This window comes from Clostridium sp. ATCC 25772 (genome assembly GCF_001573875.1).
GTDB lineage: Bacteria > Bacillota > Clostridia > Clostridiales > Clostridiaceae > Clostridium_J > Clostridium_J senegalense.
This window is the reverse complement of sequence record NZ_LFRG01000015.1, coordinates 13,514-39,497: the sequence shown is the minus strand read 5'-3', so window position 1 is coordinate 39,497 and position 25,984 is coordinate 13,514. Positions and strand designations below refer to the sequence as shown.

Sequence of the window (25,984 nt, the reverse complement as noted above, 5' to 3'; positions counted from 1 at the left end):
GAACCTATTTGCGATACAAGATTACTTTTTATTTTAGTCTATTATTTTTTTACGTGTCCAAAGATATAGGGAAACAAGCTCCATTTAGGATTGAGTTTAGAACTCTATAGTATCTTATATAAAAATATTTTAGGGAATGAGGAATTTAAAGTGACAAAATTAAAAAAAATTATGAGTATGATTCTAATATCTACAGTGGTAGGTACCTTGGTAGGATGCAGTAAGCAAGATACAAAAAATACTGAAGAAGAAGTAACTGTATCTGCTGCAGCAAGCTTAAAAGAAAGTCTAGAAGAAATAGAGCCAATTTTTGAGAAGGAAAGTGGAATAAAAGTTACTTTTAACTTTGGCGGATCAGGAACCCTTCAAAAACAAATAGAAGAAGGTGCTCCAGTAGATTTATTTATTTCAGCAGGAAAAAAACAAATGGATCAATTAGAAAATAAGAATTTAATAGTTAATGATAGTAGATTGGATTTATTAAAAAATGAATTAGTTTTAATTGTTTCTAATGCAAATAAAGAAGAAATAAAAAATGTTAATGATGTTATTTCAAAAAATAAAGATATGTCAATAGGAACTGTTGAATCTGTGCCAGCAGGTCAATATGCAAAAGAAGCACTTACAAAATTAAATCTATGGAATCAAATTGAAAATAAACTGATATATTCTAAAGATGTAAAACAAGTAGCATATTATGTTGATAATAACGAAGTAACATCAGGTATAGTATATAAATCAGATGCAATGGAATTAAAAAACTCTTACATAGCTGAAACTTTTGATGAAGGTACACATAGTCCTATAGTTTATCCATGTGCCCTTATTTCAAATAGTGAGAAAAAAGAAAGTGCTGAAAAATTTATGGAGTACTTAAAGGAAAAAGAAAGTATGAATATATTTGAAAAGCATGGATTTAATATTAATAAGTAGGTGTAGATATGATATTGGAGCCAATAATAATATCGCTTAAAGTATCAAGCATATCTACTTTGATTACATTAATGTTAGGTATATTTTTAGCTAGAATATTTACAAAATACAATTTTAAAGGAAAAGATATTTTAGAAACAATTATAATGCTACCTATGGTATTGCCACCTTCTGTTATTGGTTATGGTCTATTAATGATCATTGGTAGTAATGGAATAATTGGAAAAATATTTTTAGAACTTTTTAATAAAAAGCTTATATTTAATATAACAGCAGCGTGTATTGCTTCAACTATTGTAGCATTACCATTAATGTATCAAAGTGTCAAAAGTGCATTTTTAAATATAGATATACTTTATGAAAATGTAGCAAGAACTCTTGGAGCAGATGAGAGGACTATATTTTGGAAAGTATCCTTTCCTTTAGCATTTCAAGGAATAATAAGTGGTATAGTGTTAGCCTTTGCAAGGTCCATAGGTGAGTTTGGGGCTACTCTTATGGTAGCTGGAAATATACCAGGAAAGACTCAAACAATACCTCTAGCTATATATTTTGCAGCAGAGGGTGGAGATAATAAGACTGCAAATATTTTAATGACTATAGTAATTGTATTTAGCTTTATAATTGTTTACGGATTGAATAGATGGAGTAAATCTAAAAAATATTAATATGAAAAAATTTAATTTAGGAGCATGGAAATGAATTGTATTGAAATATTTAAGAAGTTAAACTACTTTGATTTAAATATAAAAATAAAATTAGATAAAGAAATATTAGTTATACAAGGTCCATCTGGTTCGGGAAAGACTAGTATATTTGATTGTATAAGTGGAATAACAAATCCGGATAAAGGTGAAATAATTTTGAACGATAAAGTAGTATATTCTAGTGAAAAAAATATAAATTTGCCAATAAAGGATAGAGGTGTTGGATATGTATTTCAAAATTATGGTCTATTTCCTCATATGACAGTAAAAGACAACATTATGTTTGGTGTGAAAAACAATAAAAACTGCCAAGTTGATGAAAGTCATGGTGAATATGTAATGGAAATTTTAAAAATAGATCATTTGAAAAATAGGTATCCAAAAGAAATATCTGGAGGAGAAAAACAAAGGGTAGCTTTGGCAAGAGCTTTAGCAATAAAACCTAATATTATGATTATGGATGAACCATTTTCAGCATTAGATAGTAAAACTAAGGAGCTAGTGTATAAAGAGTTTTTGGAATTTAAAAAAGTATGTGATGTGAGCATAATACTAGTTACCCATGATACATATGAAGCTAAGCTTTTAGGTGATAGAATAATCAACATAAAAGATGGAGCATTAATGTGAAAATTTTCAGTATAAAACATCATTTATGAATCGTAAAAATGTGTATATATTTATCGAAAAAACTATTATTATGTTGAATTATGAGTTTTATATAAAATGTGAGTTAAAAATGGCAAATTATCATTAATATTATAGTTTGACTGTGCAAATATGATACTCTAGAATGATATTATAATGAGATATTTTTTACTTTTTTATAGTAAGAATATAAAAAACACAACAAAAGGAGAATTTTATGGAAAAGAAAATACTAACTGTATGTCCATATTGTGGCGGAGGCTGCCAGCTAAATTTGGTAGTTAAAGATGGACAAATAGTGAGAGCAGAAGCAGCCAACGGTAGAACAAACGAAGAAAATTTATGTCTTAAAGGATATTATGGATGGGATTTTTTAAATGATCCTCAACTTTTAACTCCAAGACTAAAAAAACCTATGATAAGAAAAAACGGTGAATTAGAAGAAGTTTCATGGGATGAAGCTGTAAGATTTGTAGCAGAAAGATTATTAGCTATAAAAGCTAAATATGGTCCAGATGCTATTATGGGAACAGGTTCAGCTAGAGGACCAGGAAATGAAGCAAACTATGTAATGCAAAAATTTATGAGAGCAGTAGTTGGAACAAACAATGTAGATCACTGTGCTAGAGTGTGACATGCTCCTTCAGTAGCCGGTCTGGCTTACTCATTAGGAAATGGTGCAATGTCTAACGGAATACCAGAAATAGAAGATACGGATTTATTATTTGTATTTGGTTATAATGCAGCAGATTCACATCCAATTGTTGCGAGAAGAATTGTTAAGGCAAAGGAAAAAGGGGCAAAAGTAATATCGGTGGACCCTAGACTTACAGAAACAGGAAGAATATCAGATTTATGGTTAGCATTAAAAGGTGGTACAAATATGGCACTTGTTAATGCATTTGGTAATGTCTTAATAAATGAAAATCTTTATGATAGAGATTATGTAGAAAAATATACTAATGGATTTGAAGAATATAAAAAACAAGTAGAAAAGTATACTCCAGAATATGCTGAAAAAATAACAGGAGTAAAAGCTGATGATATAAGAAAAGCTATGAGAGAATATGCAAAAGCTAAAAATGCTATGATTCTTTATGGAATGGGTGTTTGTCAATTCTCACAAGCTGTAGATGTAGTTAAAGGATTAGCATCTCTTGCACTTTTAACAGGAAATTATGGAAGACCTGGTGTTGGAATAGGTCCAGTTCGTGGACAAAACAATGTACAAGGTACATGTGATATGGGAACTCTTCCAGACGTATTCCCAGGATACCAAAAGGTTACAGATGATGCTGCAAGAGAAAAATTTGAAAAGGCTTGGAATGTAAAGCTTTCAAATAAGCCAGGACATAAGTTAACAGAAATACCTCACTTAGTTCTTCATGAAGATAAAATAAAAGCTTATTACATATTTGGAGAAGATCCAGTTCAAAGTGACCCAAATGCAGCAGAGGTAAGGGAAACTTTAGACAACATAGATTTAGTAATAGTACAAGACATATTTATGAATAAAACAGCGCTTCATGCAGATGTTGTTCTTCCAGCAACTGCTTGGGGAGAACATGAAGGGGTTTACTCTAGCGCTGATAGAGGATTCCAAAGATTTAGAAAAGCTGTTGAACCTAAAGGGGAAGCAAAACCAGATTGGCAAATTATCTGTGAAATAGCTACAGCTATGGGATACCCAATGAGCTATAAAAACACAGAAGAGATTTGGGATGAAATGAGAAGTCTTTGTCCAAGCTTTGCAGGAGCAAGTTATAAACGTCTTGAAGAATTAGGTGGAATTCAATGGCCATGCCCAACTGAAGACCATCCAGGAACACCTTATTTATATGAAGGAAATAAATTTTCAACTGAAAATGAAAAAGGAAATTTATTTGCAGCTGAATGGAGAGCTCCAGGTGAAATGCCAGATGAAGAATATCCACTAAGCTTATCAACAGTAAGAGAAGTTGGACATTACTCTGTAAGAACTATGACAGGTAACTGTAGAGCTTTAAAAGAGTTAGCAGATGAGCCAGGATATATTCAAATAAGTGCAGAAGATGCTAAAGAGCTTAATATAGAGTCAGAAGAGTTAGTTAGAGTAACATCAAGAAGAGGTAGCATACTAACTAGAGCTTTAGTTACAGAAAGAGTAAAAAAGGGTGCTACATATATGACTTACCAATGGTGGGTAGGTTCTTGTAATGAGTTAACAAGTGATTTTGTTGATCCAATAACAAAAACACCGGAATTTAAATATTGTGCAATTAAAGTAGAAAAAATAGAAGATCAACAGTGGGCTGAAAACCACGTAAAAGAAACATATGATAACATAAAAAAACAAATGGGTGTTTCTAAAAGCTCATAAACTACATTATTAGTTAAAAGCTTATATAAGTTGTAAATATAAGGTTCTAAACTAAATTTGAAAGTTATTTATTTATCAAGTGAGAAAATTCAAGTTAATATTTTAGTTAAGAGTTAAGGGTTGTAGTTATTACTCCTTACCTTGTTCCTAGTAATGTTTGATTCAAAAAAACAGGGAGTAAAGTTTTATTCATAATTATAAATTATAAATTTCTCCAACTCTTACTTTTTAACTATTAACTAACTTAATTTGTACTTATTTTCATCAAGTGATAAAAATATTTGTTTAAATAGGAGCTTTTCTCCTATGAATATATAGGTGAAATTGTTAATTAATTAACTTTGTAATTTTGTTTTATGTGGAAATATAAAATAAATAAAAATCAGCTCAGGAAAAGACTTAAGATTAAAATGTTATAATATTTCATTTTGAAAGGATAAAAATATGATTACTATAGAAGAAGCATTGAAAATAATTAAAGAAGAAACAAAGATTATAGGCTTAGAAAGAGTAGATATTATATCATCACTTAATAGGGTTTTAGCAGAAGATATTTACTCAAAAGACATTCTACCACCTTTTGATAAATCTGCTATGGACGGCTATGCTATAAAGTTTGAAGATACTACAGTATGTGAAAGCGCAATCAATGCAGAGCTTGATATAGTAGGATTAATAAGGGCTGGAGAGTATTACGAAGATGAATTAAAACAAGGTCAAGCTATAAAAATTATGACAGGAGCACCGGTGCCTAAGAGTGCTAATGCAGTAATACAAATTGAAAAAGTAGAATGTAAAGAAAACAAATTAATAATATCTGATGTTGTTAAAAAAGATACTAATATTATAAAAATGGGTGAAGAAATAAATGTTGGGGATTTAGCAATACCAAAAGGGAAAGTTATAAGACCTACTGAAATAGGTTTTTTAGCATCTCTAGGTTATAGTAAAGTTTTAACTTATAAAACTCCTAAAATAGCAATAATATCAACTGGTGATGAATTACTAAACATAGATGAAGTTCTTGAAAAAGGTAAGATAAGAAATTCTAATGAATATTCACTTATGGCTTTATGTAAAAATTTAGATTTAGAGTTTATATCTTTAGGTATAGCATCTGATAAAAAAGAGGTTTTAAAAGAAAAAATAACAGAAGGCTTAGAAAGTGCAGATATAGTAATTACATCTGGTGGTGTTTCAGCTGGAGATTTTGATTTTGTTGAAGATGTCTTAGAAGAAATAGACGCAAAAATTAATTTTACATCAGTAGCAATCAAGCCAGGAAAACCAGTAACTTTTGCAACAGTTAAAGATAAATTCTTTTTTGGATTACCAGGAAACCCATTATCTCTTATAACAACTTTTGAAGAGTTTGTAAAACCAGCTATTAAAAATATAAGTGGATTTAATAAAATTGAAGATGATATGATTTCTGTATTAGCAGCAAGTAAATTCAAAGCAAGAAACAATAGAAGAAAATATATATATGTAAACATAACTGAAAAAGAAGGAATATATTATGCTAATGATTTAGGAAATCAATGCTCAAATCATCTTATGACTATGAGTAAAGCTAATGGAATAATCATTATGAATGAAGATGTAAGAGAGATAAATGTAGGAGATAAGGTTTATGGAAAATTTATCTTTAAATAAGAAAGTATGTCCTAAAATTATTTCTATAGTTGCAACAAAATCAGGAACTGGTAAAACAACTTTAATTGAAAAATTAATCCCAATTTTAAAAGAGAAAAATTGGAAAGTTGGAGTGTTAAAACATGATGCACATAAGTTCGAAATGGATAAAGAAGGTAAGGATACTTATAGATTTGCACAGGCCGGAGCAGATAATGTTATAATTTCATCTTCTACTAAGTTGGCAATGATACAGACTTTAAAAGAAGAGAGAACTATTGAGGATATATTACCTCTTTTTAAAGATGTTGACTTAGTTATAGTAGAAGGATTTAAAAATAATAAATATTCTAAAATTGAAGTGCACAGAAATGTTGTAGATAACAACTTTTTATATAATGATTTAAACTTTAAAAAAGATACGTTTATAGCGTTGGCTAGCGATGAAGAGTTAGAGGTGGATATACCAGTTTTAGATATTAATAACCCAATGGAAGTAGTTAAGTTTATTGAGGATAAAATACTAAATGAAAAATAAATTTTAGATAGTGGAGTAATTATGAATAAAACTTTAGATTACACGGTTTTAAAAATAGATAATGGAGAAAAAACTTCTTGTGAAGAGCTATTAGTTTGTGAATATCCAATGACTATTTTTTTAAACAATAAAAAAATAGCAACACTTTTATGTAGTCCGGAAAATCTAGAAGAGTTAGCTATAGGTTTTTTAAGAACAGAAAACCTTATAGATAGTATAAAAGATATTACATCTTTAAAATTAGACAGGAATAAAGGAACTGCATATATAGAAACAAATTTAAAAGAAATAAATACTAAAAATTTTCAAAGCAAAAAAATAAGGTTTCAAAATAATAATGTTTTAGTTGAAGAAAATATAGAAAAATTTTTAGATTCACTTTGCTGTAATCCAGTAGAAAGTGAACTTACTATAGAAACGGATAAAATTTTTGAGTTTATGAAGGAAAATCTAAATTATTCTGAAACATTTAAAAATACTGGTGGAGTACATAGTATAGCTCTAAGTGACAGAGAAAAAATATTAGTTATATGTGAGGATGTAGCTAGACATAATGCTATGGATAAGACTATAGGTTATGCACTTAAAAATGAAATATCATTAAAGGACAAGATAATGATACTTAGTGGTAGGGTTTCATTGGAAATGATATTAAAAGCAGCTAGGATGGAAATTCCAATTATCATATCAAAATCAGCACCAACTACATTATCAGTAAGTCTTGCAAATAAACTTAATATAACTTTAGTTGGTTTTGTTAGAAAAAATAAAATGAATATATATTCTAATGATCAAAGGGTAATAGAAAGTAATTTAATAGTGAAATAGAAATAAATATACTTGAAAGGTGATAAGATTTATGAAAACTGCACTTAATTCTTTTGTTGTAGCTAATCCAAATAAATGCATAGGATGCAAAGTTTGTGAAGTAGCATGTTTTGTAGCACATAGCAAAAAAAATAATGTTAGTGGCGTTGTTGGAACAATTACAACCCCAGTTACACCAAGACTACATAATATAAAAGTAGGAAAGGTAACAATGCCAATTCAATGTAGACATTGTGAAGATGCACCATGTGCAAATAGTTGTCCAACATCAGCGATAAAGCAAGAAGATGGAATAATAATTATAGATGAAAAAGCTTGTATAGGTTGTAAAAGCTGTATTTTAGCATGTCCATTTGGTGCTATAGAATTAATGCCAGAATATAAAAATGGTGAAGAAGTTTTACAAAGTAACTTAAAACAATATATAGAAAATGAATTAGAAAGTAAAAGTAAAATTATAGCTTATAAGTGTGATTTATGTAAAGAAAATGGAGAGGCAGCTTGTGTAAAAGCTTGTCCTAAAGATGCACTAACACTTATAACTCCAGAAGAAACAAAAAAAGTTCGTAATTTAAAGGCAGTGGAAAGCCTATCAAAAATTATAAATAATCAAAAATAAAATTTTTTTATATGTAAAACCAATTCATATAATTATTCTTATTTATAAGAGTGGAGGATCGATTGATGAATATAAGCTTAATTAACATAGATAAAGAGCTTTGCACAGGATGTAGACGTTGCGCTGAAGTATGTCCTGTAAATGCTATAGAAGGAATTTCTGGAGAACCACAAAGCATAAACACAGATAAATGTGTTTTATGTGGACAGTGTATACAGACTTGTAGTGTATATGCGTCTGAGTTTCAAGAAGAAATAGCAAGCAAAGAAGAAAAGCTAAAAGAAAGAAAAATGCTTGATACAGTTACTGAACCTATTTTTGCAGCATATAGTTTAGGACAAGTTATTGAGGTGAAAGAAAAATTAAAAGATAAAAATCTTTATAAAATTGTTCAATGTGCTCCAGCAGTTAGAGTAGCATTAGCAGAAGAATTTGGAATGGAGTTTGGAGCATTAACTCCAGGTAAATTAGCTAAGGCACTTAAAGTATTAAATTTTGATAGAGTATATGATACTAATTTTGCTGCAGATTTAACTATAATGGAGGAAGGTAGCGAGCTAATAGAAAGAGTTACAACAGGAAAGAATCTTCCAATGTTCACATCTTGCTGTCCAGCATGGGTAAAATTTGCAGAAGATACATATCCAGAACTTTTAAATCATTTATCAAGTTGTAAATCTCCACAACAAATGGCAGGAGTTTTATTTAAAACATATGGTGCAAAAATTGACAAAGTAGAACCAAGTAAAATATATAGTGTAGCTGTAATGCCTTGTACATGTAAGCAGTTCGAATGTGATAGAGAAGAAATGAACAGTAGTGGATATAGAGATGTAGACTGCGTTATAACTACTAGAGAATTAGCTCATTTAATAAAAGAGAGTGGTATTGATTTTGCTAATTTAGAAGAAGATACATTTGATACTCCTTTAGGAACTTATAGTGGAGCTGGAAATATATTTGGAGCTACTGGTGGAGTTATGGAAGCTGCTATAAGAACTGGATATGAACTTATAAGCAAAAAAAGTATTCCAAAGTTAGAGCTAAATTTTATAAGAGGATCAGAAGGAATAAGAACAGCTACAGTTGATGTTGATGGATTAGAATTAAAAGTAGCTGTAGTTTCAGGTCTTAAACATGTTTCTAAAGTTATGGAAGATGTTAAGCTAGGAAAATGTGATTATCATTTCGTAGAAGTAATGACTTGTCCAGATGGATGTGTAAGCGGCGGTGGACAACCTAAACTACTTTTAGAAGAATATAGACAAGTTGCATATAAAAAGAGAAAAGAATCACTATATAATCATGATTCGGCATTGAAAATAAGAAAATCTCATGAAAATCCTGATATTAAAAAGATATATGATGAATTTTTAGAAAAGCCGTTAGGTCATAAATCACATGAACTTTTACACACTAAATATGGTATGAGAAGGGAGAAGAAATAATGAATACTTTTGTAGTAGCAGATCCTAATAAATGTATAGGATGTAGAACTTGTGAGGTTGCTTGCGTAGTTGCACATTCACAAGAAAACATATTTACTCAAGAAAGCAATGATGTAGATTTTAACCCTCGTTTAACTGTTATAAAAACTGCAAATGTAAGTGCGCCAATTCAATGCAGACACTGTGAAGATGCACCATGTGCAAATGTATGTCCTAATGGGTCAATAACAAATAAAGATGGTGTTATATTTATAGATAAAAGTACTTGTATAGGTTGTAAAACTTGTGTTATAGCATGTCCGTTTGGAGCTATAGATATAGTTGAAGAATATAACAAAGGGGAAAAAGTTTTACAAAATGGATTAAAAGTTAGTGACGATAAAAATGTAGAATTTAAAGAAAAAATGATAGCTAACAAGTGTGATCTTTGCATAGGAAGAGAAGGCGGTCCTGCTTGTGTTGAAATATGCCCAACAAAAGCATTAAGAATTATAGAAGCAAAAGAAATAGAAAAATCTGTTGAAGCTAAAAGAAGTCAAGTTGCTCTTGAACTTATGAATGTAGTTAAATAAGAAAACATATTGAAAAAGATGTACACTGCTATTTTTAGTTATTAAAATTAGCAGTGTCATAAATTTTAGTGTTAAATTTTCCTAAGAATAATTTATAGGGAAACAAACTCGTATTTAAGTATAATTTAAAGGAGGAGAAATATGTTTAAAGTTGCCATTATAACCTGTAGTGATAAAGGATATGAAAATAAAAGAATTGATGATAGTGGAAAAGTTATAAAAGAGATAGTGGAAAGTGTAGGATACACTGTAGAAAAATACATAGTACTTCCAGATGATAAAAATATGATTTCAAATGAACTTATAGAATGTAGTGATAACCTTAATGTGGATTTAATACTTACAACCGGTGGTACAGGATTTAGTGAGAGAGATGTTACACCAGAAGCAACATTAGAGGTTGTAGATAGACTTGCTCCTGGAATATCAGAGGCTATTAGAGCATATAGCATGACTATTACTAAAAGAGCAATGTTATCTAGAGCAGTTAGTGGAATAAGACATAAAACTTTAATTATAAATCTTCCAGGAAGCCCTAAAGCAGTTAGAGAATCATTAGAGTACATAATAAAATCATTACATCATGGATTAGAAATTCTCACTGGTAAGGCAAGTGAATGTGCTAGATAATTGTTAAGCGGTGAAAGATATGAATTCAAAATTAAAAAATAAAGATAATAATTACATAAATATAGCAAATACAGCTATAATACTTGCTGGTGGAAAAAGCTCTAGAATGGGGTTTGACAAACAGTTTTTGGAAATAAATAATAATAGATTAATAGATTCATTAGTTAAAAAGTTAAAAAATGAATTTGAAGAAATTATAGTTGTTACTAATAAGACAGAACAATATGTTGAAAAAGATTATAAAATTATTAGTGATGAAATAAAAGATTGTGGGCCTTTAGGCGGTATACATGTAGGGCTTAAAAATAGCAGTAGCAAATATACATATTTTATTGCCTGTGATATGCCTAACATAAATTTAGATTATATAAAATTTATGAAAAGTAAAATAGAAAAGTTAGAATTAGATGCATGTATAACTAAAAGTAAGAATGGAAAAATCGAGCCTTTTAATGGATTTTATTCTAAAAAAGTTATAGATGTTATAGAAAAACAAGTTTTAGAAAAAAAGTTAGCAATATCTTATCTTATTGATAATGTTAATGCAGTTTATATAGATGAAAAAGATGCAAAATATTATAATGATAGTTTAAATATGTTTATAAACTTAAATACACAAAAAGAATTAGAAACTTATACTGAGAATTTAAAAAAACTCAGGAAGGGAGAGTTTGATGATTGATTCATTTGGTCGTAATATAAATTATTTAAGAATATCTGTAACGGATTTATGTAATTTAAGATGTAAGTATTGTATACCGGAGCAAGGAATAAATAAAATAGATAATAAAGAAATATTAACACTAGAAGAAATAGAAGAAATAACAAAGATATTTGTTGAATTAGGGGTAACAAAAGTAAGAATAACTGGAGGGGAACCTTTAGTAAGAAAAAATGTTCTAAAGTTGATAAAAAATATAGGAAGTATTGAAAAGATAAAAGATTTTTCTATAACAACAAATGGAACATTATTAGAAGATTACATAGAAGAGTTAAAAGCTTTTGGCGTAAATAGATTAAATATAAGTTTAGATACTTTTAATGAGGATAGATATAAGTATATAACAAGAGGTGGAGAGCTACAAAAAGTTTTAAATGGTATAGAGAAAGCAAAACAAATGGGGATTTATCCTATAAAATTCAATGTGGTCTTAGTGAAAGGCTTTAATGATGATGAAATTAAAGATTTTGTAAATTTAACTATTGATGAAGATGTACATGTTAGATTTATTGAACTTATGCCAATAGGTCAGTGCAAAAATTGGTCTTTAGGTAAATTTATATCTAATGAAACAATATTAAACAAAGTTAAGGGGTTAGAGGAAGATAAAAGTGAAGATATATCATCACCAGCGAAATACTACAAATTACCTAATGCTAAAGGTAAAGTAGGTCTTATAAGTTCTATATCATGTAGTTTTTGTAAAGATTGTAATAGAATTAGACTTACCTGTGATGGTAAATTAAAACTTTGTCTTCATTCTGATGAGGAAATTGATTTAAAAAACCCTTTAAGAAATGGTGAAGATGTAAAACAAATAATTATTAATGCTATAAATAAAAAACCACAAAGACATAACTTAGAAGATGGTGAGTACATAAATAGAAATATGGTAGCTATAGGAGGATAAAAATGGAATTTACGCATTTTAATGAAAATGGAAGAGCTCATATGGTAAATGTAGGTGGAAAAGATGACACAAAAAGAATAGCTACAGCTGTGGGCTCTATAAAAATGAATAAAGAAACAATAAACATAATAAAAAATGGATTAATAAAAAAAGGTGATGTTTTATCTGTTGCTCAAATAGGTGGAATAATGGGCGCTAAAAAAACATCGGATTTAATCCCTATGTGTCATAATATATTTTTAACTGGTGCAGATATAAAATTTAATGTATTAGATACAGAGATAGAAATAGAAGCTACAGTATCTACTTATGGAAAAACAGGAGTTGAAATGGAAGCGCTAACAGCAGTATCTGTTACAGCACTTACTATATACGATATGTGTAAAGCAGTAGATAAAGACATGATTATAGGTGAGATAAAACTTATAAAAAAAACTGGTGGTAAGAGTGGAAATTACGAAAGAAAATAATATATACATATAGAGATATTTAGGAGGAATATTATGAAAAATAATGTTACTGGAAAGGTAATATCAATAAATATAAGTGATAAAAAAGGTATAATAAAGCAGCCTATAGAGGTTGGAGTTTTTGAAGAAGATTTTGGGCTGAAAGAGGATGCTCATGGTGGAAAGTGGCATAGACAAGTAAGTTTATTAGCTCAAGAAAGTATAGATAAAATGACTAATTTAGGAGTGGAAGGATTAATCCCAGGAAAGTTTGCAGAAAACATAACAACAGAGGGAATGGTACTTTATACACTTCCAGTAGGAACTTTGCTTAAAATTGGAGAAACTATTCAAGAAGTTACTCAAATAGGAAAAGAGTGTCATAGTGGATGTGCTATTAAACAAGCAGTGGGAAAATGTATAATGCCTAAAGAAGGTATTTTCACTAAAGTAATAAAAGGTGGAAAAGTAAAAGCTGGAGACACTATAGAAGTAATAGAATAAAACTCTAGATTTGAATCATGTATAGGTTTAGCGAGAGAGAGGTTTAATAAATTTCTTTCTTGTTTTATTATATTTTAAAATATTTCAAATTATTATTAGTTTATCATAGGAATTATTATTGTATAATTGTAAAGAAACATGATATATTGATGTTTAAAATTAAATATATGATTTGGATAAGAAGTTATATCTTTGAAAAGTTAGGGAGGAGTTGAGAAATGGAGAAGAGATTTAAAGTTAAATTCTCCAAATAATATGAATAAAGAAGAAATTTTAAAAGCTAATGCGATTTTAGATGCAAGAGAAGAAAGAGTTAATCTTATTGAAGCTCTTATAGAAAATTATAAAAATACTATTGTAGTAGCAAGAGTTAATTATCCAGGGAATAATAAAGAAAATTACATAAGTGATTATATTATAGAAAAAGGGCGAGAGGAACTTATAAAGGTTTTTAATGATAGGATAGAACATATTATAGAAAAAAGTTCAGCTGAAGGTCCTTACATAGTATTAATATTAAAATTAGATGGAAATACAGCGAAAAGAAGAACCATTGAAATAGAAAATACCCATTTATTAGGTAGATTTTTAGATTTGGATGTATATGAAGGTAGTATTTCATCTATTAGTAGACAAAGTTTAGGTTTTGATAAAAGAACATGTTATTTATGTGGAAACTATGCACATGAATGCATTAGAAGTAAGAATCACACAGTAGAAGAAGTAGAAGAGTTTATAATAAAAGCAGTGAAAAGATATATGGAGAAGTAAAATGAATAAGAATTATGAGATAAAAGAAATATCCTTTAAGTTAGGCGCGTTAGCAAATGAAGCTATGTTAAGTGAAGCTAGTTGTTATCCATCACCAGGATTAGTTTCACCAATTTCAACAGGTTCTCACAATGATATGGATTATTACACATTTATACAAAGTTGTTCTGCATTACATAAATATATGATTTTATTTGCTAATGAAGGATTTAGCGAAAAAAGTCCAAAAGAAATTTTTAAAGCAATAAGAAAAGTAGGAATAGATGCTGAAAGAGCAATGTTTGAAAGTACTGATGGAATCAATACTCATAAAGGTATGATATTTTTATTAGGTGTATCTATAAGTGCTACAGCAAAGGCATTACATGATAATATTTCCTTTTCTGATATAAAAAATATAATTAAAGATATGACAGAAGGCATAGTAGAAAGAGAACTTAAGAATATAGATAAAAATAAAAAACTTACATATGGAGAACAATTGTATGTGGATTATGGAATAGAAGGTATAAGAGGGCAAGTGGAAAAAGGTCTACCATTAGTTTTTGATTATGCATTAGATATTTTAAAAAAAGAAAAAGATTTAACTTTAAATGATAGACTAGTACATGTACTTATTGCTATAATGATATATTTAGATGACTGTAATATAATACATAGACATTCTATAGAAATGTTAGGAATTTCACATAAAAAGGCAGAAGAAATTATAAAATTAGGTGGAATGAAAACAAAAGAAGGAAAAGAAAAAATAAAAGAACTAGAAGAAGAATTTTTGAAAAATAGAGTTAGTCCTGGAGGATGTGCAGATCTTTTAGCTATAACTTTATTCTTTTATTTAGTTGAAAAAACGATGTACAAAAATAATTCAATTTTAAAATAATATATTAGTTTACTTAGGTTATAGGCTAAAAATATAGAATTTTTAATAATTATATTTTTAGTCTATAACTAATTTGTTGTCGATAGATTTATATAGGGAAACAAACTCAAATTTAAATTTATACATCAAATTTTTGTTATCAGTTAAGAAATATAGTTAGTTAAAAGTTAAGAGTTAAAAGTAATGGATGAAACTGAGAATCAGTTTTTTAAAATTAGAAGAATCAAACCTTGAATTTGGGATATAAAGTTAACTGAAGTTATATACAAAGTTTACAGCCGTAACAAGAAGGACAGGAGCGCCGAAATTTATTTTCCGTAAGTTATTTTTTCAGTAAAATCGAAAGAATAGCAATAAAGCCTAAAGCAATAAAAGCTGATACTAAAAAAGTACGTTTAGTATTATTAGGAACATAGTGAGTAGTAATTACCACAACTATTAACTGTTCACTATTAACTCTTAACTAAAATAATCTGTTAGTTATTGATAAAATATTAATTTGAGTTTTGTCATTTGATAAATGAATAAGTTTAAAATTTAATTTGGAACCCTATAACCGTAGATAATATATAAAAGTTGATTTATTAAGGCATAATCAAATATATAATAAGCCAATATTCAGTGCAAATAGCTTTGAATCTTTGACTTTTTATTTATTTTCATATGTCTAATAGAAAATTTATATAGAAAGAGGTAAGTTTATGACCACAGTTGATGTTTTAAGTGATATTAACTTAGTCAATAGTGTGCTTGATGGTAATACCAAAGATTTTGAGATTATTGTTGATAAGTATGGAAATATTGTTTTTCAGTTTATATATAGTATGTTAAAAGAGCAGCATCTTTCTGAGGATATAACTCAAGAGGTGTTTATAACAGTTTATAATAAATTATACTTATATGATAGTAAATACAAATTTTCTACATGGATACTTAAAATCGCTAAAAATAAAACTATAGACTATATTAGGAAAAACAAATTAATAAAGGAACAAAGTATAGATTCTGTAAAGGAGTTAGAGTCTGTAAATATATCACCAGAAGAATTTATAGAATATAAAGAAACAAGAGAAATATTACTAGATTATATAAATAATTTAAAAGATATGGATAGACAAATTATTTACTTAAAATACAAATATAAAAAGACTTTTAGTGAAATTGGAAAAGAAATAGACATGCCAGAATCTACAGTGAAAAAAAGATTTTATAAAGCAAGAGAAAATTTTAAAAAATATAAAAGTGGAAAAGGAGTTGAGAGATATGAATTGTAATTTAGATAAAGAAAAAATTTCATTGTATATAAATGGTTTATTAGATGAAAAAGAAGAAATAATAGTAAAAAACCATATCTCAACTTGTGAAAAATGCAAAAAAATATATAAGGAAGAACTATTACTAGAGGAAGAATTTAAAAATATATGTTCTTTAGATGAAATAAATTTAGAAAGAATTAAAAACAATGTAATGGAATCCATAGATAAAAATAAATATACTAAAAAGAAGAAAGTATTTTTAAATGAAAATAAGATGTTAGCTTTGTCAGCGGCATGTTTATTTATTGTATTTATTGCATTAAAAAATATTAATGTTAACAGTTTTCAAGATAAAGATTTAAAAACAAAATCAGTTGAGCCAAGCAATTATTCAATTGAAAATAAAAATAAATTTTTCAAAAATATAAAAGTAAAAACATATGATGATGATATAAGATGGTTTTATAATAAAGAAAAAACTAAAGAGTTTGCATTGATTGAAGAATTTCAAGAAAGATACGTTTTATTAATTAGGGACTATAATTCAAATGATATAAATAAATTAGATTTATTAAAAAATGAGGATAGTAAAGTTATGATTAATGCTCAGTGGTATAATAATGAGGATTTATTGGTAACAACTGGAATAGATAAAAATAATATGATTTTAGGTAAAAAGGTTATTAAGTTAAATACCGATAATTTTAATGAAGAAGTTATTTATCAAGCAGATAATGCACTTATAGAAATAGAAGAAGTAAAAGTTAAAGAAAATCATATAGATATTACTATAAAAGAGTATTTAGATGAAAAAATGAAAAATTATTTAGAGAAAGTTGAAACTATAAAATTTTAAATTGGGGATTGAGAAATTAGGGTGGTGATTTATATGGAAAAAAGCAAAAGATATTATGCGAAAGCTATAAAAAATTATGATATGGGGAATCTGTCAAAGGCCATTGATTACTGTAATAAAAGTTTAAAGGAAGACAGAGGAAATTCCGCTTCATTGAATTTAAAAGGACTTATATATTATTTAAAGGGTGATTTGGAAAGTGGAAGAAATCAATGGAAAATAAATTTAAAAGCAAATAGTGATGAAATATCAAGAAAATATTTAAACGATAGTAGGAATGATAGAGAAAGACTTCAAAAATTTAGGGAAGGACAACGACTTTTAAAAGAAATTAAGGTAAAAGATGCACTGAATATATTTGAAGGATTAAAAGATTCACATTTTAACTTTATTAACTTATATAATAATATAGCTCTTTGCTATGTAAGATTAGGTGAATATGATACTGCTTATTATCATGTTAAACAGGTATTAAATTTTGACAATAACAATAAATTTTCTTATGAGATAATTAACTCACTACAAGAAATAGGTGCAATAAAACACAAAGATAGATTAAAGCAGAAAAAGATAATAGCTATATTAGCTACAGTAGGTATATTTTTACTTATTACAAGTGGAACATATTACTTTGCATTTATGGGCAATAGTAATATGGCATTAAAAGATGAAGCGGATAGTAAAAATCAAAAGGAAAAAATTGAAGAGAATGTTAAAAGTGAAAAGAATGATGTAGAAAATAAGAAAGATGAAAAAATAGATGAAAAAATAGATGAAAAAGTAGTAGAAGACAACAGTAAAGAAAAAGTTAAAGAGAAGAAAGTGTTTCCATTTAATGAGTTTAATACAGCCTTATCTAATAAAGATTATGAAGCAATTATAAAAGATTTAAATGAATTTAAGGTAGATGAACTTAATGTTAATGATAAGACATTATACATAAAAGGAATGGAACTAATTAATTCAGAAGCAGTTGAAAGTTACTATAAAAAAGCATTAGAATATATGAGCAAAAAAGATTATAAAAGTAGTATCAATACATTAAATAAAGTGTATAAATATAGTGATGGAATATATTTGAATGAACATATAATTTATATGATGGCTGTAAGTTATGAAAGTCAAAGTGACATAGCTAATGCGTTAAAATGGTATGAAGAATATAATAACAAATACAAAGAGGGCAGTTATATAGAAGGAGTAATTTATAAACTAGCTATTTTAAATAAAGATATAGATTTAGATAAGGCTAAACAATATGCTAGTGATATATCTTATAATTATTCAGAATCACAATATAACAATTCTAAAATAAAAGAAATAATCAACAAATAACAATAAAAAATTATATTTTAGGTTAAGTTAAAATCTTAAGTTATATACAAATTATTATATGGATATATTTAATTTGTTCTATGCTTAAGTTTTACAATATAATGTTGGAGGTATTTTTATGATAGAATTAAAGGAAGAAAATTTTAGTTCAGAAATAATGAACAGTGAAAAACCAATAGTGGTTGATTTTTGGGCAACTTGGTGTGGCCCATGTCAAAGATTAGCTCCAGTTATAGAACAACTTTCACATGAGATGCCCGATGCTGTATTTGCAAAGGTAAATGTAGAGGATAATTCTTCATTGGCAAGACAATTTAAAGTTATGAGCATACCAACTATAAAAATAATAAAAAATGGTGAAGTAGTAGATACATCTATAGGATATAAAGATAAAGATGATTTAAAAGCAATAATAGAAAAGCATATATAAGGCATAATTAAATAATAGGCAAGAATACTGGTCTATTATTTATTTGATTATGCCTAAAGTAAAAAAACCCAATTTCGAATTGGGTTTTTTATATTTTAATAGCAATATACTAATTACATTTCATTATAGTCAAATTCATTAGTGGTCGTAAAAACTTCTGTTGATTTACCATTAAATTTTATAAGGGTTTCTTCGTATAAATCATTATTAACAAATGAAATAGATCCAAAACTAGTTAAAAAGGATAAAATTAAAAATTTTAAAACTAAGTTTTTCATTATATAATCACCTCTTTAATATAAAAGTAGTTTTACCTTAATATAAAAAATAATACATAAATCTTTAAATATTATTATTTTCACCTATAAAACATCAGATTTATACTGGAAATAGGAATTTTTAAATTTGTCATAATAAGTTTGAAAACTATTTAAATAATCTTTTGAAGTTGAGTAAAGAGAATCAAAAAAATCATTAGAATATTCTTTATTATCTGAGTACATTTTCTCCATAGATAGTGCATATTTAAAACTTGCTAGATAATTATCATATTCATTTAAAGATGAGATTAGTTTCTCATAAGAAATGGTTCCTTTGTTAGGTATTGATAGTTTTCTTAACTCTGAATTAAAACTTTCTAGAGATTTAATTTTATCATCAACTTTAGATATAGCTAGTTCATAGGTTATTTTATTATTCCTAGCATCCTTAGTAAGGGAATTTAAATCTTCCATAGATTTTTCAAAAGAAGATATTATTGTATCTAAAGATGAAACAAATAGAGCGGCTTGATCATTTTTTATATCTTTTTCTTTATCCTTAACATTATTTTCAAAACAGTAATTTATAGTGCTTTCTATTGCATAAAAAGTATCTTTCAATACATTATTATTGCCTAAGTTGGAATATATATTATTAGCAGTACTATGATACGTTCTTAGATTTTTTGAAGATACTTCAATATCACTAGCTTTGGAATTTTTTAGCATAGAATACATTTGGTCATAAATAAGTATATTATTATCTAGTGCATTTATTAAAGATTTTTGTTTTTCATCAGAAGATGATAAATTATTTTTTAGTTTAGATAAATTTGTTTTTATATTTGATATATTTTTTAGAGCTAGCTCACAGTCTAAGTCACCATTTTTACAAAAGGAATTACACTTATTATTTATAGCTTGTACATCTTCAAGAATAGCGGATATGGAATGTGAAGAAGAAGATGTTGGTAGTGACTTTTCTTTAAATATATTAAAGCTTAAACAAAATAAAGATATTGAACCCACTATAATTAATAAATAAATAAGAAGTTTATTTTTCTTGTCTGATATAATTATGTTCATTTAAAAATCCTCCTGTTATTATAAATAAGATTAAATTAAAAATTTATTTAAGAAAATTGTATTAAAAATTTTAAATTAGGTGCATTTTAAAGATAAAGCACTTAAAAGTTATTTCATTGCTAATAAACATATATTAATTTGCAACGTAAAATATTCATTAGATAATAATAAAATTTTAGCAGTGATAAAATTTATAATTTGTTAATAAATTTATTATAAGTAGTATTTTTTATAGAAAAATAAAGGGGCATCCTTGTTACTAAAGTGTTAATAGATTTTTAAAAAAATTATAGGGGGATATAATAAGAATTTATAAAAAATAAATTGGATAATGTATTATAAATAAAGGTATTAGTGTATAATTATATGTATATATAAATATTTATTTGTCAAATAAATATTTAGTTTTTTGATTATGTAATACAAGATTATTTCATATAATTTTAATAAAAGATAAAGGTAAAATAGAGAGGTGAGGCAGCAATGGAGGGTTTTAATTTATTTATGAATAGCCTAAAAGGATTTAGCATATCTTCGGCTATCGATGTTCTAGTTGTATCCATAATTTTTTATAAAGGGTATATTCTTATAAAGGAAACTAGGGCAGAACAACTTTTAAAAGGTGTGTTACTAATATTTTTATTAATCCCTATTAGTGAATTTTTCAATTTAACTATGTTAAGTTGGATATTAAGTAACACTATAACAATAGGAGTTATCACTATTGTTATTATATTCCAACCAGAAGTAAGAAAGGCATTAGAGCATTTAGGAAGAACGTCTTTTGTGGATAAAATAATATATGAAGACGAAGAAGTTATGAATAATGTTGTAAATGAAATAGTTGATGCTGTTGAAGCTCTTGCAAAGGATAAAATCGGAGCACTTATTTTAATTGAACAAAAAACAGGATTGGGAGACATAATAAAAACAGGGACAAAAATAGATGCTGTTGTATCCTCTGCATTACTACAAAATATATTTGTGGTAAATACACCATTACATGATGGTGCCACAGTAATAAAAAATGACAGAATAGAAGCAGCAGGATGCTTTTTACCGCTTACTAATAATGATAAACTTAACAAGCAATTAGGAACTAGACATAGGGCTGGTATAGGTGTTACAGAATTAACAGATTGTTTAACTATAATAGTATCAGAGGAAACAGGTGTTATTTCTTTAGCGGTTAATGGAAGGCTACTTAGACATTATGATGGAGAAAAGTTAAAAACTATTCTCGTTAAAATTATGAAAAGTAGGAATAAGAATAAGGAAACATTTAAAGAGAGGGTTAAAAGATGGATAAAGCGAAAAGACAAGACGTTTTAATTAGAGTTTGTTGTGTAATTGCCTCCTTTGTACTATGGTTATATATAAGAAATATACAAAATCCATTAACTAATCATGTAATAAGATATGTACCAGTAGAAATAACTAATATAGAAGTACTAGAGGAAAATAAATTAGTACTTTTGCCAAATCAAGAATTTAATATAAGTCTGACTGTAAAGGGTGCAGCTACATCTGTATATCAAATAAATAAAACAAAAGACTTTAAAATAGTTGCAGATTTGAGTAAATATGCTTTGAAAGCTGGAGAAAATACAATTCCAGTTGAAATAAAAGAAGCTCCAAACAATATAAGTATTGTAAACAGCGAAAATCTTTGGATTAAGATTCAAATAGATAACTTAGAAGAAAAAGAATTACCGATAACACCTAATATATTAGGTGATTTGCCAGCAGGTATACATGCTGGAGAAGCTACCGTAGAACCTAAAACTATTAATGTTTATGGTGCAAAACAATTTGTTGATAAAGTTACAGGTGTTGTTGCTAATGTAGATGCAGCATCAATAGAAAGTGATGTTAATAAGTCAGCAGAATTATATGCTGTGGATGCAAATGGAAATGTGGTAAAAGAAGTTACACTTTCAGAGACTAATGCAAATGTAAAAATACCCATAAGTAAAGGTAAGATAGTACCAGTAGAAGCAAAGGTTACTGGTGCTGTAAATAATGGGTCATTGCAAAGTGTAGAAGTAGAACCTAAAAATGTTGAAATATCTGGAGATGGTAATCAACTTGCAGATGTAGGGGTGATTTATACATCTCCAATAGATTTAAGTCAAATATCTGAAAGTACAACATTACAAGTAAAATTACAAATTCCTGATAATTTAAAACTATCAACAGATACAGTAAATGTTAAAATAAATGTTGTAGTAAATAAAACATTACAAAAGAATGTTAGTGTACCTATAAATTATACAAATCCACCAGAAAAGTCTACAATAACATTAGGACAAGATACAGTGCAAATAGTTTTATCTGGAAGTGAAGCAGATATAAATAGTTTAGATGCAAGTAAAATAAGTGCGAATATAGATTTAACTGGACTTGCAGAAGGAGAACACACTTTGCCTATAAATATAGTAGGTATACCTGATAATCTAAGAAAGGTATCTCAAAGTTTAGAAAGTGTAAAAGTAACTATAAAGAAAAATTCGGAGGAAGATAAAGAAAATGTGGATAAAGGTGAATAATTTATCTTTAAGTATAGAGGAAGATATAAATACGTTAAGAACAAAAGCAGCCCAAAAACTAAAATTAAGTGAAAAAGATATAAAGAATTTTAGAATATGTAAAGAGTCTATTGATGCTAGAAAAAAAGATAATATAAAATTTAATTATGCAGTAGAGATTGCTTGTGATAATTTAGAAAAAGTAGCAAAAAAGGCTAATGATAAGGATGTAACAATAGAAAATGTTAAATATAATGCTGAAATAGAATTTGGGTCAGAAAAATTAAATACTAGACCAATTATTGTAGGTATGGGGCCAGCAGGACTTTTTGCTGGTCTTATTATGGCTCAAAAAGGATACAAGCCAATTATAATAGAACGTGGAGAAGATGTTGATGCTAGAACATTAGCTGTTAATAATTTTTGGAAAAACGGAAAGATTAATGTTCAGTCTAATGTTCAATTTGGAGAAGGTGGCGCAGGTACTTTTTCGGATGGAAAATTAACTACTAGAACAAAAGATTATAGGGGTGCATATGTTTTAGAGGAACTTGTTAAAGCTGGAGCTCCAGAGGAAATTTTATATATGGCAAAGCCTCATATAGGAACAGATATTTTAAAAAATGTAGTAAAAACAATACGTAAAGAAATAATAAAATTAGGTGGAGAAGTTAGGTTTAAATCTAAACTTGAGGATATTATTATTAAAGATAACAATGTTAAAGAAATAGTTGTGAATGGTGAAAAGATACCTTGTGAAGTATTAATTTTAGCAATAGGACATAGTGCAAGAGATACATATGAAATGTTATTTAAAAGAGGAATTTTTATGATGTCTAAGCCTTTTTCAATAGGATTTAGAGTTGAACATCCTCAAGATTTAATAAACGAAAATCAATATGGAAAATACAAAGATCATCCAAGATTAAAAGCTGCAGAATATAAATTAACAAATACAGCTAAATCAACAGGTAGAGGAGTATATAGTTTTTGTATGTGTCCAGGTGGTCATGTAGTTGCAGCAGCATCAGAAGAAAATACAGTTGTGGTAAATGGTATGAGCAACTATAAAAGAGATAATGTGAATGCCAATTCAGCTATAGTTGTTTCTGTTGGACCAGATGATTTTGGAAGTGATTCTCCTATTGCAGGAATAGAATTTCAAAGAAAATATGAAAGATTAGCTTATGAAGTAGGTGGTAAAAACTATAATGCACCTGTACAGCTAGTTGAAGATTTTTTAAATGATAGAAAATCCACTAAATTAAAAGGAGTAACTCCAACATATGCTCCAGGCGTAGAATTTAGCGAACTTAAAAACTGTATACCTAAATATGTTGTAGATTCAATAAAAGAATCTATGCCAGTATTTAATAGAAGAATACGTGGATTTGCAGAAGGTGGAGCTATATTCACTGGAGTAGAAACTAGAACTTCATCACCAGTTAGAATAAGCAGAAATGAAGAAGATGTTAGTATATCAACAAAAGGTTTATACCCTGCAGGAGAAGGTGCAGGATATGCAGGTGGAATTATATCTGCAGCAATAGATGGACTAAAAGTTGCAGAAAATGTAATTAAAAAATATAATATACCTAATTATTAGATTATTTTTATTGATATTTATGTAACTAATTTGTTAAAATATTATTAGGGGAAAATTAAACAAGGTAAAAAAGTGTATTATAATCCAACTAGATACGTATTCTAGTTGGATTTAGATATATAAAATTGCATTAAAATTTAAATATATAAATATAAAAGTTTAATATATAATAAAAAAATGCAATTAAGATTCAGAAATTTTTATATAGTTAAATTAATTTTAATATTTAGATTAGTTTGTTTTAATATTAACATACTAAATTAATTTAATGTAAAAATTTCAAATAAATTGGGGGTATTAATTATGGCAAAAAAATCTTATGTTTTAGTTATCAATCCAGGTTCTACATCAACAAAATTAGCTATATTTAAAGAAAATGATTGCATAGTATCAACGAGTTTAAGTCATGATATTAAGGAAATTAACAAATTTGAAACAATATATGCCCAAAAGGACATGAGAGTAAAGGTTATACTTCAATGGTTAGATGAAAAAGGGGTAAAGTTAAACGAATTAGCAGCTGTTGTTGGAAGGGGTGGCCTTCTAAGATCAATGCCAGGTGGAACATATGAAGTTTCGGCAAAAATGATTGAAGATTTAAAAATAGGAATACAGGGACAACATGCATCTAATTTAGGTGGAATAATATCAAATGAAATAGCAAAAAAAGTAAATATAAAAGCTTATATAGTAGATCCAGTTGCAGTAGATGAAATATGTGATGAGGCTAGAATATCAGGCATGCCAGAAATACCAAGACGCTCTTTAGTACATGCTTTAAACATGAAAGCAGTTGCGAGAAGAGTTTGTGCCGATAAAGGTTTAGATTTTTATAAGTCAAACTTTGTTATTGCTCATTTAGGTGGAGGAATATCTATTTCACCATTTAAAGATGGAAAGTTACTTGATTGTAATAATGCTAATCATGAAGGTCCATTTTCACCAGAAAGAAGTGGATCATTACCAGTACGTGACACTGTAGAAATGGCCTTTAGTGGTAAATACACTCATAAAGAATTAGCAAAATTAATAAGTGGACAAGGTGGGCTTGTTGCGTATCTTGGAACTAATGATGGAAGAATTGTAGATTCAATGATAGACAAAGGGGATAAAAAAGCGGAACTTATTTTAAAAGCTATGGCATATCAAATAGCAAAGGAAATAGGTGCAATGTCAACTGTGATTAAAGGAAAAGTGGATAATATAATAATTACAGGTGGACTAGCTCATAATAAAAGACTTATGGATTGGATTAAAGAACAAGTTGAATTTATAGCAGACATAGTTTTAGTACCAGGGGAAGATGAAATGCTTGCACTTGCACAAGGAGCATTAAGAATTTTAAATGGTGAAGAAAAGAGCAAAATATATGAACAAGAGATTTTGACTTTAAAATAATATAAGTTTGTAATATTGATAAATAAAATAGTATAAATCACAAATTTAAAATTTTTATAGTTTTATTTATCTTT

General features: G+C 27.7%; 27 protein-coding genes. 25 read left to right on the top strand and 2 right to left on the bottom strand.

What is annotated here, in order from left to right; genetic code table 11:
* Nucleotides 1-150: 150 nt before the first annotated feature.
* The 21 genes from modA (at nucleotide 151) to trxA (ending at nucleotide 19,032) form a co-directional block, all read left to right on the top strand.
* Nucleotides 151-933, top strand: coding sequence for a molybdate ABC transporter substrate-binding protein (modA, locus tag AZI32_RS08155; RefSeq protein ID WP_157450869.1), 783 nt, complete (start codon nucleotides 151-153; stop codon nucleotides 931-933).
* 8 nt (nucleotides 934-941) lie between these two features.
* The gene (gene modB / locus AZI32_RS08150; RefSeq protein WP_061995369.1) at nucleotides 942-1,601 is read left to right on the top strand and encodes a molybdate ABC transporter permease subunit; all 660 of its coding nucleotides are present in this window, start codon (nucleotides 942-944) and stop codon (nucleotides 1,599-1,601) included.
* Nucleotides 1,602-1,631: 30 nt separating this feature from the next.
* Nucleotides 1,632-2,270, top strand: coding sequence for an ATP-binding cassette domain-containing protein (locus AZI32_RS08145; RefSeq protein WP_061995368.1), 639 nt, complete (start codon nucleotides 1,632-1,634; stop codon nucleotides 2,268-2,270).
* A gap of 235 nt (nucleotides 2,271-2,505) precedes the next feature.
* Nucleotides 2,506-4,647, top strand: coding sequence for a formate dehydrogenase subunit alpha (fdhF, locus tag AZI32_RS08135; protein ID WP_082761184.1), 2,142 nt, complete (start codon nucleotides 2,506-2,508; stop codon nucleotides 4,645-4,647).
* A gap of 444 nt (nucleotides 4,648-5,091) precedes the next feature.
* Nucleotides 5,092-6,303 (top strand): gephyrin-like molybdotransferase Glp, encoded by a 1,212-nt coding sequence (gene glp, locus AZI32_RS08130; RefSeq protein ID WP_061995366.1) that lies wholly within the window; start codon nucleotides 5,092-5,094, stop codon nucleotides 6,301-6,303.
* On the top strand, nucleotides 6,281-6,820 hold the full coding sequence (gene mobB, locus AZI32_RS08125) for a molybdopterin-guanine dinucleotide biosynthesis protein B (RefSeq protein ID WP_061995365.1): 540 nt from the start codon (nucleotides 6,281-6,283) through the stop codon (nucleotides 6,818-6,820). The genes glp and mobB overlap by 23 nt, the downstream gene beginning before the upstream one ends.
* Before the next feature lie 21 nt (nucleotides 6,821-6,841).
* A complete protein-coding gene (gene fdhD, locus AZI32_RS08120; protein ID WP_061995364.1) occupies nucleotides 6,842-7,648 on the top strand; it encodes a formate dehydrogenase accessory sulfurtransferase FdhD in 807 nt (268 codons plus the stop codon).
* A gap of 31 nt (nucleotides 7,649-7,679) precedes the next feature.
* Nucleotides 7,680-8,267, top strand: coding sequence for a 4Fe-4S dicluster domain-containing protein (locus AZI32_RS08115; RefSeq protein WP_061995363.1), 588 nt, complete (start codon nucleotides 7,680-7,682; stop codon nucleotides 8,265-8,267).
* Between the two features lie 65 nt (nucleotides 8,268-8,332).
* The gene (locus AZI32_RS08110; protein WP_061995362.1) at nucleotides 8,333-9,715 is read left to right on the top strand and encodes a [FeFe] hydrogenase, group A; all 1,383 of its coding nucleotides are present in this window, start codon (nucleotides 8,333-8,335) and stop codon (nucleotides 9,713-9,715) included.
* Nucleotides 9,715-10,287: a 4Fe-4S dicluster domain-containing protein gene (locus AZI32_RS08105; RefSeq protein ID WP_061995361.1), complete on the top strand. Its 573-nt coding sequence runs from the start codon at nucleotides 9,715-9,717 to the stop codon at nucleotides 10,285-10,287. The genes AZI32_RS08110 and AZI32_RS08105 overlap by 1 nt, the downstream gene beginning before the upstream one ends.
* 141 nt (nucleotides 10,288-10,428) lie before the next feature.
* Nucleotides 10,429-10,917, top strand: a complete 489-nt coding sequence (locus AZI32_RS08100) for a MogA/MoaB family molybdenum cofactor biosynthesis protein (protein ID WP_010295097.1) — start codon at nucleotides 10,429-10,431, stop codon at nucleotides 10,915-10,917.
* Nucleotides 10,918-10,936: 19 nt separating this feature from the next.
* Nucleotides 10,937-11,599, top strand: coding sequence for a molybdenum cofactor guanylyltransferase (locus tag AZI32_RS08095; RefSeq protein WP_061995360.1), 663 nt, complete (start codon nucleotides 10,937-10,939; stop codon nucleotides 11,597-11,599).
* Nucleotides 11,592-12,548, top strand: a complete 957-nt coding sequence (gene moaA / locus AZI32_RS08090) for a GTP 3',8-cyclase MoaA (protein ID WP_061995359.1) — start codon at nucleotides 11,592-11,594, stop codon at nucleotides 12,546-12,548. Before AZI32_RS08095 ends, moaA begins: the two co-directional genes overlap by 8 nt.
* A complete protein-coding gene (moaC, locus tag AZI32_RS08085; protein WP_275934978.1) occupies nucleotides 12,545-13,018 on the top strand; it encodes a cyclic pyranopterin monophosphate synthase MoaC in 474 nt (157 codons plus the stop codon). The genes moaA and moaC overlap by 4 nt, the downstream gene beginning before the upstream one ends.
* Nucleotides 13,019-13,051: 33 nt before the next feature.
* Nucleotides 13,052-13,501, top strand: a complete 450-nt coding sequence (locus AZI32_RS08080; RefSeq protein ID WP_061995358.1) for an MOSC domain-containing protein — start codon at nucleotides 13,052-13,054, stop codon at nucleotides 13,499-13,501.
* A gap of 255 nt (nucleotides 13,502-13,756) precedes the next feature.
* The gene (gene citX, locus AZI32_RS08075; RefSeq protein WP_061995357.1) at nucleotides 13,757-14,272 is read left to right on the top strand and encodes a citrate lyase holo-[acyl-carrier protein] synthase; all 516 of its coding nucleotides are present in this window, start codon (nucleotides 13,757-13,759) and stop codon (nucleotides 14,270-14,272) included.
* 1 nt (nucleotide 14,273) lies between these two features.
* A complete protein-coding gene (gene citG, locus AZI32_RS08070; RefSeq protein WP_061995356.1) occupies nucleotides 14,274-15,155 on the top strand; it encodes a triphosphoribosyl-dephospho-CoA synthase CitG in 882 nt (293 codons plus the stop codon).
* Nucleotides 15,156-15,856: 701 nt separating this feature from the next.
* Nucleotides 15,857-16,429: a sigma-70 family RNA polymerase sigma factor gene (locus tag AZI32_RS08065; RefSeq protein WP_061995355.1), complete on the top strand. Its 573-nt coding sequence runs from the start codon at nucleotides 15,857-15,859 to the stop codon at nucleotides 16,427-16,429.
* The gene (locus tag AZI32_RS08060; protein ID WP_061995354.1) at nucleotides 16,419-17,267 is read left to right on the top strand and encodes a zf-HC2 domain-containing protein; all 849 of its coding nucleotides are present in this window, start codon (nucleotides 16,419-16,421) and stop codon (nucleotides 17,265-17,267) included. Before AZI32_RS08065 ends, AZI32_RS08060 begins: the two co-directional genes overlap by 11 nt.
* 33 nt (nucleotides 17,268-17,300) lie before the next feature.
* Nucleotides 17,301-18,602, top strand: a complete 1,302-nt coding sequence (locus tag AZI32_RS08055; RefSeq protein ID WP_061995353.1) for a hypothetical protein — start codon at nucleotides 17,301-17,303, stop codon at nucleotides 18,600-18,602.
* Nucleotides 18,603-18,720: 118 nt separating this feature from the next.
* Nucleotides 18,721-19,032 (top strand): thioredoxin, encoded by a 312-nt coding sequence (gene trxA, locus AZI32_RS08050; RefSeq protein ID WP_061995352.1) that lies wholly within the window; start codon nucleotides 18,721-18,723, stop codon nucleotides 19,030-19,032.
* Nucleotides 19,033-19,145: 113 nt separating this feature from the next.
* On the opposite strand, the gene AZI32_RS18385 is transcribed toward trxA, so the two are convergent.
* A complete protein-coding gene (locus AZI32_RS18385) occupies nucleotides 19,146-19,310 on the bottom strand; it encodes a hypothetical protein (RefSeq protein ID WP_157450868.1) in 165 nt (54 codons plus the stop codon).
* A gap of 84 nt (nucleotides 19,311-19,394) precedes the next feature.
* On the bottom strand, nucleotides 19,395-20,378 hold the full coding sequence (locus AZI32_RS08045) for a hypothetical protein (RefSeq protein ID WP_061995351.1): 984 nt from the start codon (nucleotides 20,376-20,378) through the stop codon (nucleotides 19,395-19,397).
* Between the two features lie 483 nt (nucleotides 20,379-20,861).
* Here AZI32_RS08045 and cdaA point away from each other — a divergent pair, with 483 nt between their 5' ends.
* The 4 genes from cdaA to buk all read left to right on the top strand — a co-directional run bounded on the left by cdaA (nucleotide 20,862) and on the right by buk (nucleotide 25,910).
* Nucleotides 20,862-21,710, top strand: a complete 849-nt coding sequence (gene cdaA, locus AZI32_RS08040) for a diadenylate cyclase CdaA (protein WP_061995350.1) — start codon at nucleotides 20,862-20,864, stop codon at nucleotides 21,708-21,710.
* Entirely contained in the window at nucleotides 21,680-22,927 is a 1,248-nt protein-coding gene (locus tag AZI32_RS08035) for a CdaR family protein (RefSeq protein WP_061995349.1), read from the top strand. The genes cdaA and AZI32_RS08035 overlap by 31 nt, the downstream gene beginning before the upstream one ends.
* Nucleotides 22,908-24,512 carry an FAD-dependent protein gene (locus AZI32_RS08030; protein ID WP_061995348.1) on the top strand — a complete coding sequence of 535 codons (1,605 nt, stop codon included), beginning with the start codon at nucleotides 22,908-22,910 and terminating at the stop codon, nucleotides 24,510-24,512. Before AZI32_RS08035 ends, AZI32_RS08030 begins: the two co-directional genes overlap by 20 nt.
* Before the next feature lie 303 nt (nucleotides 24,513-24,815).
* Nucleotides 24,816-25,910: a butyrate kinase gene (gene buk, locus AZI32_RS08025; protein WP_010295065.1), complete on the top strand. Its 1,095-nt coding sequence runs from the start codon at nucleotides 24,816-24,818 to the stop codon at nucleotides 25,908-25,910.
* The last annotated feature ends 74 nt before the right edge of the window (nucleotides 25,911-25,984 follow it).

What these genes read in the sequence shown, in the direction of transcription:
- modB (WP_061995369.1), top strand. Translation starts at nt 942, where the DNA reads ATGATATTGGAGCCAATAATAATATCGCTTAAAGTATCAAGCATATCT.
- AZI32_RS08145 (WP_061995368.1), top strand. Translation starts at nt 1,632, where the DNA reads ATGAATTGTATTGAAATATTTAAGAAGTTAAACTACTTTGATTTAAAT.
- glp (WP_061995366.1), top strand. Translation starts at nt 5,092, where the DNA reads ATGATTACTATAGAAGAAGCATTGAAAATAATTAAAGAAGAAACAAAG.
- mobB (WP_061995365.1), top strand. Translation starts at nt 6,281, where the DNA reads ATGGAAAATTTATCTTTAAATAAGAAAGTATGTCCTAAAATTATTTCT.
- fdhD (WP_061995364.1), top strand. Translation starts at nt 6,842, where the DNA reads ATGAATAAAACTTTAGATTACACGGTTTTAAAAATAGATAATGGAGAA.
- AZI32_RS08115 (WP_061995363.1), top strand. Translation starts at nt 7,680, where the DNA reads ATGAAAACTGCACTTAATTCTTTTGTTGTAGCTAATCCAAATAAATGC.
- AZI32_RS08110 (WP_061995362.1), top strand. Translation starts at nt 8,333, where the DNA reads ATGAATATAAGCTTAATTAACATAGATAAAGAGCTTTGCACAGGATGT.
- AZI32_RS08105 (WP_061995361.1), top strand. Translation starts at nt 9,715, where the DNA reads ATGAATACTTTTGTAGTAGCAGATCCTAATAAATGTATAGGATGTAGA.
- AZI32_RS08100 (WP_010295097.1), top strand. Translation starts at nt 10,429, where the DNA reads ATGTTTAAAGTTGCCATTATAACCTGTAGTGATAAAGGATATGAAAAT.
- AZI32_RS08095 (WP_061995360.1), top strand. Translation starts at nt 10,937, where the DNA reads ATGAATTCAAAATTAAAAAATAAAGATAATAATTACATAAATATAGCA.
- moaA (WP_061995359.1), top strand. Translation starts at nt 11,592, where the DNA reads ATGATTGATTCATTTGGTCGTAATATAAATTATTTAAGAATATCTGTA.
- AZI32_RS08080 (WP_061995358.1), top strand. Translation starts at nt 13,052, where the DNA reads ATGAAAAATAATGTTACTGGAAAGGTAATATCAATAAATATAAGTGAT.
- citX (WP_061995357.1), top strand. Translation starts at nt 13,757, where the DNA reads ATGAATAAAGAAGAAATTTTAAAAGCTAATGCGATTTTAGATGCAAGA.
- citG (WP_061995356.1), top strand. Translation starts at nt 14,274, where the DNA reads ATGAATAAGAATTATGAGATAAAAGAAATATCCTTTAAGTTAGGCGCG.
- AZI32_RS08065 (WP_061995355.1), top strand. Translation starts at nt 15,857, where the DNA reads ATGACCACAGTTGATGTTTTAAGTGATATTAACTTAGTCAATAGTGTG.
- AZI32_RS08060 (WP_061995354.1), top strand. Translation starts at nt 16,419, where the DNA reads ATGAATTGTAATTTAGATAAAGAAAAAATTTCATTGTATATAAATGGT.
- AZI32_RS08055 (WP_061995353.1), top strand. Translation starts at nt 17,301, where the DNA reads ATGGAAAAAAGCAAAAGATATTATGCGAAAGCTATAAAAAATTATGAT.
- trxA (WP_061995352.1), top strand. Translation starts at nt 18,721, where the DNA reads ATGATAGAATTAAAGGAAGAAAATTTTAGTTCAGAAATAATGAACAGT.
- AZI32_RS18385 (WP_157450868.1), bottom strand. Translation starts at nt 19,310, where the DNA reads ATGAAAAACTTAGTTTTAAAATTTTTAATTTTATCCTTTTTAACTAGT.
- AZI32_RS08045 (WP_061995351.1), bottom strand. Translation starts at nt 20,378, where the DNA reads ATGAACATAATTATATCAGACAAGAAAAATAAACTTCTTATTTATTTA.
- cdaA (WP_061995350.1), top strand. Translation starts at nt 20,862, where the DNA reads ATGGAGGGTTTTAATTTATTTATGAATAGCCTAAAAGGATTTAGCATA.
- AZI32_RS08035 (WP_061995349.1), top strand. Translation starts at nt 21,680, where the DNA reads ATGGATAAAGCGAAAAGACAAGACGTTTTAATTAGAGTTTGTTGTGTA.
- AZI32_RS08030 (WP_061995348.1), top strand. Translation starts at nt 22,908, where the DNA reads ATGTGGATAAAGGTGAATAATTTATCTTTAAGTATAGAGGAAGATATA.
- buk (WP_010295065.1), top strand. Translation starts at nt 24,816, where the DNA reads ATGGCAAAAAAATCTTATGTTTTAGTTATCAATCCAGGTTCTACATCA.